General features: G+C 67.8%; 13 protein-coding genes, 1 pseudogene and 1 other annotated feature. Of the genes and pseudogenes, 6 read left to right on the plus strand and 8 right to left on the minus strand.

Annotated features, from left to right (window positions below):
• The first annotated feature begins 6 nt into the window (after positions 1-6).
• Positions 7-1,533, plus strand: coding sequence for an amino acid permease (locus QAD21_RS06010; RefSeq protein WP_068972498.1), 1,527 nt, complete (start codon positions 7-9; stop codon positions 1,531-1,533).
• Here the strand turns inward: QAD21_RS06010 and QAD21_RS06015 are convergent.
• Positions 1,530-1,778, minus strand: a complete 249-nt coding sequence (locus QAD21_RS06015; protein ID WP_058251612.1) for a DUF2530 domain-containing protein — start codon at positions 1,776-1,778, stop codon at positions 1,530-1,532. The two genes, QAD21_RS06010 and QAD21_RS06015, sit on opposite strands and share 4 nt — an antisense overlap.
• A 24-nt stretch (positions 1,779-1,802) precedes the next feature.
• On the opposite strand from QAD21_RS06015, the gene QAD21_RS06020 reads away from it, so the two are divergent.
• Together QAD21_RS06020 and QAD21_RS06025 are read left to right on the plus strand one after the other, a co-directional pair.
• The gene (locus tag QAD21_RS06020) at positions 1,803-3,371 is read left to right on the plus strand and encodes an NCS2 family permease (RefSeq protein ID WP_259936063.1); all 1,569 of its coding nucleotides are present in this window, start codon (positions 1,803-1,805) and stop codon (positions 3,369-3,371) included.
• Between the two features lie 105 nt (positions 3,372-3,476).
• Positions 3,477-3,941, plus strand: coding sequence for a MarR family transcriptional regulator (locus tag QAD21_RS06025; protein WP_065630756.1), 465 nt, complete (start codon positions 3,477-3,479; stop codon positions 3,939-3,941).
• A 269-nt stretch (positions 3,942-4,210) separates the two neighbouring features.
• Here the strand turns inward: QAD21_RS06025 and QAD21_RS06030 are convergent, their stop codons facing one another.
• Positions 4,211-5,191 carry an IS1380 family transposase gene (locus tag QAD21_RS06030; RefSeq protein ID WP_280360811.1) on the minus strand — a complete coding sequence of 327 codons (981 nt, stop codon included), beginning with the start codon at positions 5,189-5,191 and terminating at the stop codon, positions 4,211-4,213.
• On the opposite strand from QAD21_RS06030, the gene QAD21_RS06035 reads away from it, so the two are divergent.
• Positions 5,120-6,402, plus strand: a protein-coding gene (locus QAD21_RS06035) for an IS3 family transposase (RefSeq protein ID WP_226513891.1) whose coding sequence is annotated in 2 segments (ribosomal slippage) — positions 5,120-5,408 and positions 5,408-6,402 — 1,284 coding nt in all. Because the reading frame shifts where the segments join, the coding sequence is not laid out codon by codon here. The genes QAD21_RS06030 and QAD21_RS06035 overlap by 72 nt on opposite strands.
• Positions 5,398-5,526, plus strand: a sequence feature (AL1L pseudoknot). (Overlaps the previous gene by 129 nt.)
• Here the strand turns inward: QAD21_RS06035 and QAD21_RS06040 are convergent.
• Complete coding sequence (locus QAD21_RS06040; RefSeq protein WP_280360813.1) at positions 6,353-7,051, minus strand: transposase; 699 nt, start codon at positions 7,049-7,051, stop codon at positions 6,353-6,355. The genes QAD21_RS06035 and QAD21_RS06040 overlap by 50 nt on opposite strands.
• Before the next feature lie 89 nt (positions 7,052-7,140).
• Complete coding sequence (locus QAD21_RS06045; protein WP_259936065.1) at positions 7,141-8,364, minus strand: GNAT family N-acetyltransferase; 1,224 nt, start codon at positions 8,362-8,364, stop codon at positions 7,141-7,143.
• 80 nt (positions 8,365-8,444) lie between these two features.
• Between QAD21_RS06045 and QAD21_RS06050 the strand changes: the two are divergent.
• Positions 8,445-9,298 (plus strand): annotated as a pseudogene (locus QAD21_RS06050) (RNA methyltransferase).
• Positions 9,295-9,594 (plus strand): DUF2537 domain-containing protein, encoded by a 300-nt coding sequence (locus QAD21_RS06055; RefSeq protein ID WP_280360815.1) that lies wholly within the window; start codon positions 9,295-9,297, stop codon positions 9,592-9,594. Before QAD21_RS06050 ends, QAD21_RS06055 begins: the two are co-directional and overlap by 4 nt.
• Here QAD21_RS06055 and QAD21_RS06060 read toward each other — a convergent pair.
• The 4 genes from QAD21_RS06060 to QAD21_RS06075 all read right to left on the minus strand — a co-directional run bounded on the left by QAD21_RS06060 (position 9,591) and on the right by QAD21_RS06075 (position 13,785).
• The gene (locus tag QAD21_RS06060) at positions 9,591-10,358 is read right to left on the minus strand and encodes a hypothetical protein (protein ID WP_065630759.1); all 768 of its coding nucleotides are present in this window, start codon (positions 10,356-10,358) and stop codon (positions 9,591-9,593) included. The genes QAD21_RS06055 and QAD21_RS06060 overlap by 4 nt on opposite strands.
• Positions 10,359-11,324 carry a septation protein SepH gene (gene sepH, locus QAD21_RS06065; RefSeq protein ID WP_065630815.1) on the minus strand — a complete coding sequence of 322 codons (966 nt, stop codon included), beginning with the start codon at positions 11,322-11,324 and terminating at the stop codon, positions 10,359-10,361.
• Positions 11,325-11,557: 233 nt separating this feature from the next.
• Positions 11,558-12,703: a phosphoserine transaminase gene (gene serC, locus QAD21_RS06070; RefSeq protein ID WP_280360818.1), complete on the minus strand. Its 1,146-nt coding sequence runs from the start codon at positions 12,701-12,703 to the stop codon at positions 11,558-11,560.
• A gap of 185 nt (positions 12,704-12,888) precedes the next feature.
• Positions 12,889-13,785 carry a hypothetical protein gene (locus QAD21_RS06075; protein ID WP_065630761.1) on the minus strand — a complete coding sequence of 299 codons (897 nt, stop codon included), beginning with the start codon at positions 13,783-13,785 and terminating at the stop codon, positions 12,889-12,891.
• Positions 13,786-13,905 lie beyond the last annotated feature (120 nt).

Here is a 13,905-nt window from a genome sequence, read left to right on the forward strand (position 1 = left end):
ACCGCCATGGCGGAGGACGTGGTCACCCCGGCGGGTGCCGGCAGCGGATCACCCGACGAGATCCGCATCAGCGGCTACCGTCCGGAGCTGCGCCGGACGCTCGGCGGGTTCGCGGTGTTCGCGATCTCCTTCGCGTTCATCTCCGTCGCGGTCGGGATCTTCGCCACCTACGGCAGCGTGCTCACCACGGCGGGTCCGGTCGGGATCTGGTTGTGGATCGTCGCCGCGGTCGGCCAGACCCTGATCGCGCTGGTCGTCGCCCAATTCGCCGCCCGGATCGCACTGAGCGGGTCGTCGTATCAGTGGGCGTCGAGGCTGGCGAACCCGAAGATCGGCTGGTTCTTCGGCTGGCTGAGCTTCTGGTACCTGGTGATCGGCGTGGTCGCCATGGACAACGCGCTGGCCAGTCAGGCGCTGATGCCGCTCGCCGGGATGGCCGAGGACGAGGACGTCGCCCGCGTCATCACGCTCGTCGTGCTCGTCATCCAGGCCGTGCTGGTGATCGCGTCGACCCGGTTGCTCGGCCTGTTCACCTCCGGCGCGGTGGCGGTCGAGTTGGCGATCGTGGCGATCCTGATCCTGGTGCTCGCGGCGGTGATGGTGTTCAGCGGAAGCGGTCACCCGGGCAATTTGGTGTCCGAGGGGGTGGCCGCCGGTGCGCCGGACTACTGGGCGATCGGTGGCGGGGTGATGGCCGCGATGGTCATAGGACTCACCACCCTGGTCGGGTTCGATTCCGCGGCCAACCTCGCCGAAGAGGCGAAGGATCCGTTCCGCAGCGTCCCCCGGGCGATCGTCGGATCGGTGGTGGCCGCCGCGGTCCTGGGACTGGTCTTCCTCATCGTCCTGACCACGGCGATCGAGGACGTTCAGGCGGTCACGGCCGACGGGTCGCCGGTCGCCGCGATCATCCGGGAACAACTCGGGCCGGTCGCCGAGCGAATCCTTCTCGCCTGCATCGTCTTCGCGATGTTCGGCGCCGGCATGGTGGTGATGGCGGCGTGCGCCCGGCAGGTCTTCGCGATAGCCCGCGACCGGCGCTTCCCGGCGCACCGGCTGATGGCCAGGGTCAACCCCCGGACCCAGACCCCGGTACCGGCGACGCTGCTCATCCTCGGCGTCGGAGTGGTGCTGATGCTGGCCCTGCCCGGGGCGGCGCTGATCGAGCTGATCATCGCGTCGACGATCCTGCCCGCGCTCATCTACGGCGGGACCGTCGTGCTGTACCTGGTCGTCCGAAAGCGTCTGGAGCGCAAGTCCGGTGGGTTCAGTCTCGGACGCCTCGAGATGCCGGTCGCCGTCGCCGCGCTGATCTGGGTGGGGGTCGCCCTGTTCGTGCTCGTCACGCCCGACGACGCGCGGGTTCCGACCCTGATCGTGCTCGGGCTGATCGCGGCGGGCGGCCTCTACTTCGTCGCCCTGCTGTTCGGACCCGGTCGCGTCCTCGAACACGAACCCGGGGTCGACGAATTCGCGGCGGCCGCAGAATCGGACAGGGCAGAACCGGACAGGGCCGAACCGGACAGAAGCTAGTCGAGACCTTCCTGCGCGCCTCGATCACCGCGTCGGACACCGGCGCGCTGGACGAGGACGATCGTCGTCCCGAGCAGACCGACGGCCAGGCCCACCAGGCAGACCGGCAGCGCGCGGTCGCCACCGAGATCGGTCAGGGCGACGATCACCGTCGCCACCACCCACCCGATCATCCCGACCACGATGACCGGCTCCGGGGCGCGCAACGCGCGGGGGAGTTCGGGGATCTCGAGTGTCGTGGACATGGACAACAGGGTAGCTTTCGGAACGTGCCACACGATGAGCCGAGTGAGTCTCGCGATCTGAGGTCCTCCGACACCCCGGGTGCGGACATGTCGAAGGGGAACCTCCCCACGGAGCCCGACTTCCCCGCGACCACCCCGGGGCCGGATTCTGCGGTCCCGCGCGGCCCGCTCGACCGGTTCTTCAAGATCTCCGAACGCGGTTCGACGATCAACCGCGAGTTCCGCGGTGGCCTTGTCACGTTCTTCACGATGGCCTACATCGTGGTGCTCAACCCGATCATCATCGGCGGTATCCCGGGCGGGGACAAGAACACCGACGTCCTGGGCAACGTCCTGCCGCTGGCGCAGGTCGCCGCGGTCACCGCGCTCGTCGCGGGCGTGATGTCGATCCTGTTCGGCCTGGTCGCCAACTATCCGTTCGCGATCGCGGCGGGTCTCGGCATCAACAGCCTGCTGGCGGTGTCCATCGCGCCGCAGGTGACCTGGCCCGAGGCAATGGGTCTGGTGGTCGTCGACGGCATCATCATCGTCCTGCTGGCCGTCACCGGATTCCGCACCGCGGTGTTCAACGCGGTGCCCCCCGAACTGAAAGCCGCGATCGCGGCGGGGATCGGTCTGTTCATCGCCTTCATCGGTTTCGTCGACGCGGGATTCGTCAAGCGCATCCCCGATGCCGCCGGCACCACCGTCCCGGTGCAGCTGGGCAGCGACAACTCGATCTCCACGATCCCCACACTGATCTTCGCGGTCGGGGTGCTGCTGATGGGCGTCCTGGTGGTGCGTCGGGTCCCCGGTGGCCTGTTGATCGGTATCGCCATCACGACGGTGCTGTCGATCGTGCTGGAGCGGATCTTCGATTACGGGTCCAGCGTCGACAGCCCCTCCGGCTGGGGTCTCAGCGTGCCCGACATTCCCAGCGCCCTCGGCGGTCTGCCCGATCTCAGCCTGGTCGGTGACGTCGACCTGTTCGGCGCGTTCACCCGGATCGGTGTGCTCGCGGCATCGGTGCTGGTCTTCGCGCTGGTGCTCTCCAACTTCTTCGACGCCATGGGCACGATGACCGGCCTCGGCAAGGAGGCCGGGCTCGCCGACGAGAAGGGCAACCTGCCCGGTATCGGCCGAGCGCTCGTCGTCGAGGGGACCGGCGCCATCGCCGGCGGTGCCGCCTCGGCGTCGTCGAACACGGTGTTCGTGGAGTCTGCGTCCGGTATCGCCGAAGGTGCGCGCACCGGCCTCGCCAACGTGGTGACCGGAATCCTGTTCCTGGTGGCGATGTTCCTGACACCGCTCTACGAGGTGATCCCGCTCGAGGCGGTCGCCCCCGCGCTGGTGGTCGTCGGCGCCATGATGATCGGCCAGCTCACGTCCATCGATTTCAAACGGCTCGACTACGCGCTGCCGGCCTTCCTGACGGTCGTCTCGATGCCGTTCACGTACTCGATCGCCAACGGTATCGGCATCGGCTTCATCAGCTGGGTCGTGATGGCGACCGCGGCGGGCAAGGCCCGCACTGTGCATCCGTTGCTCTGGTTCGTCGCCGCGATCTTCGTCGCCTACTTCGCGCGCGGACCGATCTCCGACCTCATCGGCTGACGAACTTGGTCGTCTGTCCGGGTTTGCCCGTTTCGGTGTCGTCCACCCGGTTCAATTTCGTCGCGGACGGGCAGCGAGGCCGATTTCCTGGCCTACGATTTGGCAATGCATGCACCTTGTGGTGACGGAAGTCTGTCCGGCGACCTGTCCCTCGCCGTGGTGCGCCTGGCGCGCCGACTCCGAGGTCGGCGGGAGAACAAGCTGGTCTCGCTCACTCAGCTGTCCGCCCTCAACACGCTGCACCACGAGGGCCCGATGACACCAGGTGCGCTCGCGGCCGCCGAGCGGGTTCGCCCGCCGTCGATGACCAGGGTCATCGCCTCGCTGTCGGATCTCGGGATGATCAAGCGCGAACCCCATCCCACCGACGGCCGTCAGGCCATCGTGACGTTGTCCCCGGAAGGCGTCGAAGTCGTGACCGACGAACTCGCCGCCCGCAAGGCATGGTTGAGCGACCGCCTCGCGGAACTGTCCGCCGAGGAGCGGGACATCCTGCGCGAGGCCGTGCGCATCGCCAACAAGATCCTCGGGCAGGCCGACACCGACGTCCCGCGCTCACGCGCGATCTAATCCCGCTCCCTGAGGAGTCCCGGAGCTTGCGGAGGGACGTCTCTCCGCTCCCTGAGGAGTCCCGGAGCTTGCGGAGGGACGTCTCACCGCTCCCTGAGCCTGAATCTTTCACGGGTGGGTAGGGTTTCGCCGATCGGTTGTCGGTGTCGCCTTTTGATGGTTGGTGCTGGTGTGTGGGCAGGGTGGATCGCCAGCGTTGGGTTCGCTGGTTGTTCGGGTTCTGAGGTGGGGTGGGCGGCGGTGACGGGGCGCGGTGACCGAGGGGCTGGTTAGGCGGTGAGGCGTTGCCAGCCGTGGCGTATGTGGTGGTTGTAGGGCCAGTCGGTGGGTAGTCGCAGGGTGGTGGTGCGGGCGTGGGTGATGATCTTGCCGCCGACGGTGAACAGGCGGTGGCGCAAGCGTTTGGGTTCCCAGCGGCGGATGGGGTCGTGGCGGTGGTAGCCGAGGGTTTGAGTCCAGGCAATGAGGTCGGAGGCCAGGGCGACGATATCGAGCCACAGTTGGTTTTTGGCGAATGAGTCGAACGGTAGGTTGGCCATGCCGGTGTCTTTGAGGCAGCGGATACGGTCTTCGGCGCGGGCACGTTGACGGTGACGCAGTTCCAGGATCGGCAGTGTCCAGCCGCGGCCGCGGGTGTTGGTGGCGAACACGGTGTAGCGGCGGCCCTCGATGTCGGTGATGAGGTGTTGGGCTCCGTTGTGGGGATATTCGCGGCGCGCGATCAGCCGCATCCCGGGTGGCCAGGGCTCGTAGGCGGTTTCGGTGTCACGGACCGAGCGCGGCATGTGGTCGGTGATCTCGGCGACCTGGGCATCAGCTCGTGGATCGGCGTCGTCGGTGTTGATCGCGGTCACCCAGGCGGCCTCAGGCAGCACGTCCAATGCGTCTTTGACCAGTTCGGAGATGGTGAACCCGACCGAGTACTGCAGGCGTTGCTCGGCCAGGTGGGCCAGGAACTTTTTGGCACACCCGGCCGAATCGGTACGTATGAGCACCTGGGCGCGTTCAGCGGCGGGCAGCTGGGCCAACGCCGCCTCGAGGGCCGCGATGTGCATGTCCGCACCTTTGGGTGAGGCACCTCCACGCCGCAGGTCCAGGTTCAGTGTTTCCCCGGTGCCGAAGGCGCTGAACCGCCCCGGGTCTGTCGGAGGCTCTCGAACCTGTGAAGGATGGAGAGCATGGCAGCACCACGCAAGTACAGTGAGGAACTCAAGGACCGGGCCACCCGGATGGCATGTGAAGCGCGACAAGATCCCGATTCGTCGAGAGGTGCGATCAAGCGGATCGCCGATCAGCTCGGAGTCCATCCCGAGGCGTTGCGCAATTGGGTTCGTCAGGCCGAGATCGACGGCGGGGTCCGCCCGGGCACCACGAGTGAGGACGCTGACCGCATCGCGGCGTTGGAGCGGGAGAACCGTGAACTGCGGCGAGCGAACACGATCTTGAAGCAGGCTTCGGCTTTCTTTGCGGCGGAGATCGACCGCCCACAGCGCTGATCGTGGAGTTCGTCGCGGCTCACCGCGATGAACACGGAGTCGATCCGATCTGTGCGGCATTGCGCGATACGTCCGCCCAGATCGCTCCGTCCACGGTACGAGCCCACCTGAGCCCCCAGAAGACCGAGGCGCCTCGTGTGGTGCGTGACCGGGAGCTCCTTACCCAGGTCCGCGCGGTGCATGCCGACAACCTCGGCGTCTACGGTGCCCGCAAGGTGCATGCCCAATTGCGCAGACAGGGCCATAGTGTTGCCCGCTGCACCGTCGAGCGATTGATGAAAGCCGATGGGCTGCAAGGGATAGCGAGACTCAAGACACGCAAGACCACGCGCAGCGAGGGAGCTGAAACACCCCGGCCGGCTGACCGGGTCAACCGTCAGTTCACCGCGGCGGCACCGAACGCGTTGTGGGTGGCGGACCTGACCTACATCCGCACCCACTCGGGCTGGGTGTACGCGGCGTTCGTCCTGGACGTGTTCTCGCGGATGGTCGTCGGCTGGCAGGTCTCGACCACCATGCACACCGACCTCGCCCTCGACGCCCTGAACATGGGATTGTGGGCACGGTCGCGTGCCGGCCACGACGTGGCCGGGCTGATCCACCACTCCGACCGCGGAGTGCAATACCGAGCCATCCGCTACACCGAACGACTGGCCGAAGCCGAAGCGGTGACATCTGTTGGCTCCAAGGGGGATTCATACGACAACGCGATGGCTGAGGCGTTCAACTCGCTGTTCAAAGCCGAATGCATCCGTAACCCCGTGATGCGCCCGCGAGGCGGCTGGGCAGGTGTGGGCGAGGTCGAGATCGCCGTCGCTGAGTACGTCGAATGGTTCAACCACCGCCGCCTGCACGGCGAGATCGGACACGTCCCACCCGTCGAGTACGAGAGCGCCTACTGGTCGACCCACACCGTCACCAGCTACCGTGAGAACCCGGTCCCCGCAAACGCTGGAACCAACTAACCGAGCCTCCAGCAAACCCGGGGCGATTCACGCCGTGGTCGACGAACGAACACATCGGGGAATGCCCGAACACCCGCTTATACGTTTTCTGGGCCTGTTCTTTGGCCGAGCCGGCGGTCACGGTCGTGGCATCGAGATCAACGATCACCAGCCCGCCATCGATGCTGCCCGCAGTGCCCTCCAACGGGCGGGCAATGCCCCACACCCGCTCCCGCGCCGCGGCGCGAGCCGCGCTGATCGCGGTACTGACCGCCTCGACATCGGTAGCCAGCCTGCTGATCACCCGCGAAATCGTCGGATCAGAGGCCACCTGCCCGTACAACTGTGGCTGAGCCCGGACTGTGGCCACATCGGCCACACAGTCACCACCGGTCGCCAAGGTGAGCGCCAGATCCAGCACGATCTTGGCCGGATCATGGACCGTCGCCGCGGTCCGCCACGGCGCCATCGCCGCGGTCAGCTCGGCTCCCAGGCCCGAGACCTGCACGGTTTTCGTCAGCAACACCCCGCCCGAGGTCGTCAGCACCGACTCAGTGCGCGTAGGGTCCACCATCAACTCGGGATACACGTTATTCTTCACCTGCGAGGTGCCTTTCTTCTTGTGACTATTTGTTTGTGGTGAATCAATAATCACAAGGCAGACAGGCACTTTCGCGTATCACACGCCGAACACCAGCAACATCAGTGAAATATCCAGGCTGAGGAGTCCCGGAGCTTGCGGAGGGACGTCTCGAAGGGTCAGAAGAACGTGCCCGAGAAGGGGGCGCGGTCGGTCATGAACGCGTGGTCCAGCGCGCGCAGCGTCGCCGGGGAGTCGACGCGCAGGCGTCCCGCCGCCGCGAAGGCCGAGGGTCGGATCCCGCCGAGGTAGATGCTCGACAACACCGAGATGTCGAGCGAGACGGTGGGCGTCGCTCCCGACTTCGCCGGCGCGACGATCGCCCCGCCCTCGCGTACCGAGATGTCGAAAACGCCTCCGTGTGCGCGGAATTCGTCGGTCACCTCGATCACGGCGTCCAGGTCGGCGGCATAGTGACGGGCGCCGAGGGCGGCTGGGACGTCGAGGATGCGCAGCCACATCGTGTCGGCGGTCCCGGTGACCGACACCGACCGCGGATTCACGAGTTTCTGCGACAGCGGGTCGTCGACCGGGATGGTCGCGGTGAGCGAGGGAATGAGGTCGAGGCTGATCAGGACGCGCCACAGATCGGTGTGTGCGTCGTCGGTGACCGCGAAGACCTCGTTGACCTCGCCGCGCACCGCGCCGGTCTCGTCCTTGTAGATGCGGTAGCTCGCGTAGCCGTCGGCGTGCAGCAGGTAGTGCAGACCGCTCGCCGACAGCGGCCGCTCCGACGCCCGGTCGGCCAGGATGGGATTCCACCAGGCGGGGGTGCGGGTGAGCGCGCCCGGGGTGGTCAGCGTCCACCGTGCGTGGAGGTCGGGGATCGCGGCGGCCACCGCGTCGGCGTCGGCATACCGGACGGTGGCATCGTCGGGCTGGGCCGCGCGCATCTGGGCGCCCGGGCTCAGCGACACCGAGTTCGCGAAGCATGCCGGTCCGAAGCCGAAGCGTTCGTAGATGGTGCCCTCACTCGCGGTGAGGATTCCGAAGGTGTACTTCTCCGATTCCCACTGCTCGACGAGTTCGGTGAGCATGCGGCGGAGGATGCCACGCCGCCGGTGGGTCGACGCCACCGAGACCCACGACAGTCCGGCCGCGTCGGACACGCCCCCGCCGGGCAGTGACATCGACATCCGGTAGAACATCGCCACCCCGACGAGGGGCCGCGTGTCCAACCCGGTGTCGCGCACCAGTACGACGTCGTCGTCGGCGACCTTGCCGCGCAGATCGGCGACCTCGTCGTCGGGCAGCGGGTTGCGCATGGCGAACGCGCGGGCATCGGTGGTGATGATGTCGGCCCAGTCCGCGTCGGTGGCGCGGGCGAGGGACAGACGTGACATCGGAGTCGAATCGCTGGTCACGCCCTCCACAGTTTCACACCCGTGCGCTGCCGGTTTCGTCCGGGTGGCAGACTGTTGCGGTGCCCGGGCTCGCAGTGAACGTGATCGACATCGACGACTCGGAGGACCCGCGCGTCGACGACTTCCGCGACCTCAACTCCGTCGACCGACGGCCCGATCTCCCGGTTCTGCCCGGCGGCGCCCGGGCCGTGGTCTGGTCATCGCCGAAGGTGTTCTCGTCGCCCAGCGGATGATCGCGTCACGGTTCGCGACCCACGCCTTCCTCGGTGTCGCGAAACGCCTCGAGGAGCTCGACGCCGATCTCCGTGATCCCGGGCTGGCCGGTGTCCCGTTCTTCCGCGCCACCGCCGAGGTCATGGCCGAGATCGTCGGCTTCCACCTCAACCGCGGCGTGCTCGCCGTGTCGCGCCGACCGCCCGTGCTCACGGTGCCGGAGGTCCTCGAGAGCGCGCGGACCGTTGCGATCCTCGAAGGTGTGAACGACCACGAGAACATCGGGTCGATCTTCCGCAACGCCGCCGGATTGGGCGTCGACGCAGTGCTTTTCGGTCAGGGTTGCGCCGACCCGCTGTACCGCCGATGCGTTCGGGTATCGATGGGCCATGCACTGCTCGTGCCGTTCGCGAGATTCGACGACTGGCCGCGCGGCCTGGACCTGGTGCGGGAACGTGACTTCCGGCTGGTCTCGTTGACGCCCGATCCCGCCGCCGTGACCCTGGCCGAAGCCGTCACCGCCGAGAAGGTCGGCTTCCTGGTCGGTGCGGAGGGCCCCGGTCTCACCGCGTCGGCGATGGCGGCCACCGACGTGAAGGCGCGCATCCCGATGAGCCGGGGCACCGACTCGCTGAACGTGGCGACCGCTGCGGCCGTTGCGTTCTACGAGCGCGCCCGGTCGGGCACCATGGGATCGTGACCGTCGAGCGGGAGGGTGTCGAACCGACGCCGTGGGCCCTGGGGCTGATCGTCGGTGCCTCGTGCGCGCTGTTCGCCGCATTCGTCTTGGTCGGCGTCTACCTGCTCATCGGCGAGATCCTGCGGTTCCTCGGAATCGCCGCCGTATTGGTCGTCGCAGGCGGACTCGGATGGACCCTCTGGGAGTTCCGGGCGCGGCCCGTGTGGCGGTGGGTCGTGTGGGGACTGCTGCTCGGCTTCCTCGCCGGGGTCGCGTCGTCGATCGCGCTGCTGGCGATGGGACGCCCCGCACCCTAGAACCCGAAGTACTCGCGGATACGCCCGCGCTTGCGAGCGTCCTGACCCGGCGATCCCGTCCGCTCCCGGGCGCGCGAAGCCGTTGCGGCGCGGTAGTTCTCGTAGTCGGCCGCGGTCGGTTCGTATTCGGCCGGGTGTAACGCGAAGCAGGTGACGGTGATCTGGGCCGGGTCGAGATCGGACTCCGCGAGCGGGTGGGTGTAGCGGAACCCGAGCCACGCACGGTTCGATTCCTCGGCGAGGTGCGCGGGATGGAAGGGGAGCGACATGGGTGCGGTGGGCACGCCCTCGGCGTGGCTGAGCGGGTGTTCGCCACCCCAGAACGGCTTCTCGAACGTGAACGGCAGGCCGTGGTCCTCGTGGATGGTGACCGGGTCGGCGGCGAAGGAGCGTCGGAGCGTCCCCGACTCCCACCGGGCGAACACTCCGAGTGAGGAGTCGGGCTCGGTGTAGAGGAGGGTCGTGGTCGCGCTGGGACGGATCCGCGCGAGCGCGCGGGTCAGCGTCGACGGCGTGGTCGTCTCGAACAGCGAACACGACACGACGGCGAGCGGGCCGTAGAACCCGGCGTAGACGTGGGTGTCGCGGACCGCGGCAGCGGACGCGAGATCGGTGTCGACGAGCGGGACCAGGACGCTGTCACCGAAGACGGTCGTCGCGACCTGCTGGGCGTGCTGGGAGTCGTTGGCCGGACGCGAGCGGAGAATCGCGGCCGGGTCGTCGGTGTCGATGAACCAGACCGTCGCCGCGCGCGCGGAGGACACTCAGCTGTTCCCGTTGCTGCGCACGCCGAGCAGGACATCCTCCCACGCCGGGACCGCCGGTTTACGTGCCTTCTTGCGGCGCGGACGTTCGGGGCCGGACGACGGTGCGGGCACCGATTCGTCGGCGTCGGCGTCGTCGGCGTTGGAAGTGGCCGCCGCGTCGTCCGTGTCCGAGGCTTCGGCGGTGGCGGCGGACGGCTCGTCGTCGAATCCGAAGTCGAACGGCACGGCGCCGTCGTCCTCGGCCGCGGTGCGGCGGTCGTGCCGGGCGCGCTGCGCACCGATGATCGAGGCTGCGTCGATGGTGACCTCTTCGCGTCCGTCCGGGGTCGTCTCGACAGCGACTTCGGGGGTGGCGACCGGGGTCAGCCGACGACGGGGCGCGATGGTCTCGGGATGGGTGAGTTCGTCGGCCAGGTCGTCGAGCGGGTCGACGCTGCCACCGTGCGATCCCGGCTGGTAACGCCAGTGCGCCAGGTTGTCGGTGCGTCCGACGCTCCACGCGACCTGGACCACCCAGTACCCGTCGTCGCCCTTCCATGCGTCCCAGTCGGCGTCGTTGGGATTCTGGCCGTAGGCGAGAAGTCCCTCGGCGACCGACTCGACCAGTGTCGCCACTGCCGGGCCGTCATGGCGGATGGGATGCGCGGCGCCGGCGAGTTCGGTGGCGCGGCTGCGTTCGAGGAGCACCGGGTGGGCGAAGCGTTCGATCTTGTCCACACCCACCCCGGCTGCGGCCGCCACCTCGGCGACGGTCGCACCCGCTCGGATTCGTGCCTGGATCTCGCGTGGCCGCAATGCACTCTCCATCTCGATCTCGATCTGTCCCAGTCGTGAGATGTCGCCGCGGGCGGCGGCGCGGAGGCGTTCGTCGGAGGCGATCCGGAATTTCTCGCCCGATTGCGGGTCCTGGCAGATGACATGGGAGCCGTCGGTTTCCACCCCGACGACGCGGAGCTCACGCATCTGCTCCTCCTCCGGTCGGTGCACGCATTGGGGTCACATTAACTCACCGATCTGCCGGTTCACTGTGGGACACGCGGCAAAACCGCAGTTCAGCACGCGTGGGGCGCAAGCGACGCCAGCGATCGATGCGTCGTATGTGGTCTGTGGGAACCAGGCTACCGGTTCGGTGAAGCACCACCGGCGCGCCGCAACGATCTGTGCGGCGCGCCGGCGGCGAGGTGTCGAGCAGGGGATCAGAGGCGCTCGACGATGTAGTCGATGCACTGGGTGAGCTTGCTGACGTCCTCCGGCTCGATGGCCGGGAACATGCCGATGCGCAGCTGGTTCCGGCCGAGCTTGCGGTACGGCTCGGTGTCGACGACCCCGTGCGCGCGAAGGATCTCCGCGACGGCCGCGGCGTCGACATCGTCGTGGAAATCGATGGTGCCGACGACCTGGCTGCGGTTGGCCGCTTCGGTGACGAACGGCGTCGCGAAGTCGCTGGCCTCGGCCCACTGGTAGAGACGCGAGCTGGAATCGGCGGTGCGCGACACGCACCAGTCGAGGCCGCCGTTGTTGTTCATCCACTCGATCTGGTTGGCGAACAGCAGCAGCGATCCGACGGCCGGGGTGTTGTAGGTCTGGTTCTTGCTGCTGTTGTCGACGGCGGTCGGCAGCGACAGGAACTCCGGGCACCAGCGATCGGTCTCGGCGATCTCGGCGATGCGTGCGAGCGCCCGCGGGCTCATCAGTGCGACCCAGAGCCCGCCGTCGGCGGCGAAGCACTTCTGCGGCGCGAAGTAGTAGACGTCGGCGTCGGCGACGTTGACGGGCAGGCCGCCCGCACCCGAGGTGGCGTCGATGGCGATGAGCGCGTCATCCGAACCGGCGGGACGGACGACGGGCACCGCGACGCCCGTCGAGGTCTCGTTGTGGGCCCAGCCGATGAGGTCGACGCCGCCGAAGTCGTCGACGGTCAGCGCGGCCGGGTCGGGCGCGGTGCCGGGGTCGGTCGAGATGACTGCGGGGGAGTCGAGGAAGGGGGCCTTCTTCGAGACCGTCGCGAACTTCGACGAGAACTCGCCATAGGTGAGGTGCAGCGAACGCTGCTTGATCAGGCCGAACGCCGCGGCGTCCCAGAATGCCGTGGTGCCGCCGTTGGAGATCACGACCTCGTAGCCCTCGGGCAGCGAGAACAGGTTCGACAGCCCCTCGCGGATCGAGCCGACGACGTTCTTCACCGGTGCCTGACGGTGGCTGGTGCCGAACACCGACGCGCCGGTGTCGACGAGGGACTGCAACTGCTCGGGGCGAACCTTCGACGGCCCGCAACCGAAGCGGCCGTCCGACGGCAGCAGGTCGGCGGGCAGGGTGATGGATGCGGTGGCGGCTTCGCTCATGACGGCAATTCTAGGGAGTGGCCCTCGCCACCTGTGGGGGCGCCTCGGGTTAGGTGTCGGCAGCCGGGTGGTGCAGCGGCGATCTCTGCGCCGGTGGCCCCATGCAGAATCGCTGTTTCATCGAAAGGTGCGCTACCTGGAAGTAGCGCACCTCTGGGTCGAGTAGGGCTTCTGGGGCGGGCACGTCAGACGAGTCCCGCATCGCGGAGGGCACCTGTGATGAGGCCACGGAAGTGATGCGGGTCCAGGAGGTCCTGCCACGTCCACCGCACGACGAGCCGCCCCGTTCGCCGGATGGCGTCCTCACGTCGTTTCTCGTCGACCACCGTTTCCGACGCGGGCGTGCCGAACTGTCCCGAGTACTTGACCTTGCCGTCGAACTCGCCGATGACCTTGTCGTCCCAGCCGAAGTCGCCGCGGGCAACGAACCTGCCGTCGCCGTCGAGGATGGTCACCTGGAGGTTGGGGAGCGGGAGTCCGACGGCGATCATCGTTGCGCGGCTGAAGGATTCGCCTACGCTTTCGGATCGTGCGTCGGCCATCGAGAGCGCCTGACGCAGTTGTCGGATGCCCTTCATCTTGATGCTCGACGCCACGACGGCCTGGATCTCGGCGTGTGTGATGCCGGAGCGGAGACCACTGTCGAGGCAGCAGACTGCCTGTTCGAACGTCCCCAGGCGGGCCACGTCGGCGACCGTGCGGGCCGGCGTCGTCACCCGGACGTTGTCGACGGACATCACCTGCTCGTCCGGCAGGTTGTCGCGGTGTATGTGGATCTTGTCCCCGGTACGACCGGTCTTGGACGAGGTGAAGTGGACTGTGGTCATGTCCGGTCGGAGGAGGGGGATGCCGTGGAGCGCGGCGGCGGACTCGTGGCTGACCACGCGTCCGTTCCCGCCGACGGCCACGGCGCCGCGGATCTTCAGGCGATAGCGTTCGAGCTCGTCGTCGGGCGCGGGTCCGAGGTGCACCGCACCTCGCCATACGCTCCGCAGCGCGCCAGTCTCCTGACGCAACCGGATCTCGTCCTCGCCGAGACGGGCTGCGAGAGCGGACCGTCGGATCACGTGATTGTCGGGCATGCGCTCGATGGTGAGGCCGCCCCGGTCCGATTGCGGGTGCCTCGGCGTCCCTGTGGAATTCACTCAGACGTTGTCCACAGCCGATTGGCCTCCACAGGGTCGCTACCTCGACCACAGATT

It is taken from the genome of Gordonia sp. SMJS1 (assembly GCF_029866425.1).
GTDB classification, from domain to species: domain Bacteria; phylum Actinomycetota; class Actinomycetes; order Mycobacteriales; family Mycobacteriaceae; genus Gordonia; species Gordonia hongkongensis.

What these genes read in the sequence shown, in the direction of transcription:
- QAD21_RS06010 (WP_068972498.1), top strand. Translation starts at nt 7, where the DNA reads ATGGCGGAGGACGTGGTCACCCCGGCGGGTGCCGGCAGCGGATCACCC.
- QAD21_RS06015 (WP_058251612.1), bottom strand. Translation starts at nt 1,778, where the DNA reads ATGTCCACGACACTCGAGATCCCCGAACTCCCCCGCGCGTTGCGCGCC.
- QAD21_RS06025 (WP_065630756.1), top strand. Translation starts at nt 3,477, where the DNA reads ATGCATGCACCTTGTGGTGACGGAAGTCTGTCCGGCGACCTGTCCCTC.
- QAD21_RS06045 (WP_259936065.1), bottom strand. Translation starts at nt 8,364, where the DNA reads ATGTCACGTCTGTCCCTCGCCCGCGCCACCGACGCGGACTGGGCCGAC.
- sepH (WP_065630815.1), bottom strand. Translation starts at nt 11,324, where the DNA reads ATGCGTGAGCTCCGCGTCGTCGGGGTGGAAACCGACGGCTCCCATGTC.
- serC (WP_280360818.1), bottom strand. Translation starts at nt 12,703, where the DNA reads ATGAGCGAAGCCGCCACCGCATCCATCACCCTGCCCGCCGACCTGCTG.
- QAD21_RS06075 (WP_065630761.1), bottom strand. Translation starts at nt 13,785, where the DNA reads ATGCCCGACAATCACGTGATCCGACGGTCCGCTCTCGCAGCCCGTCTC.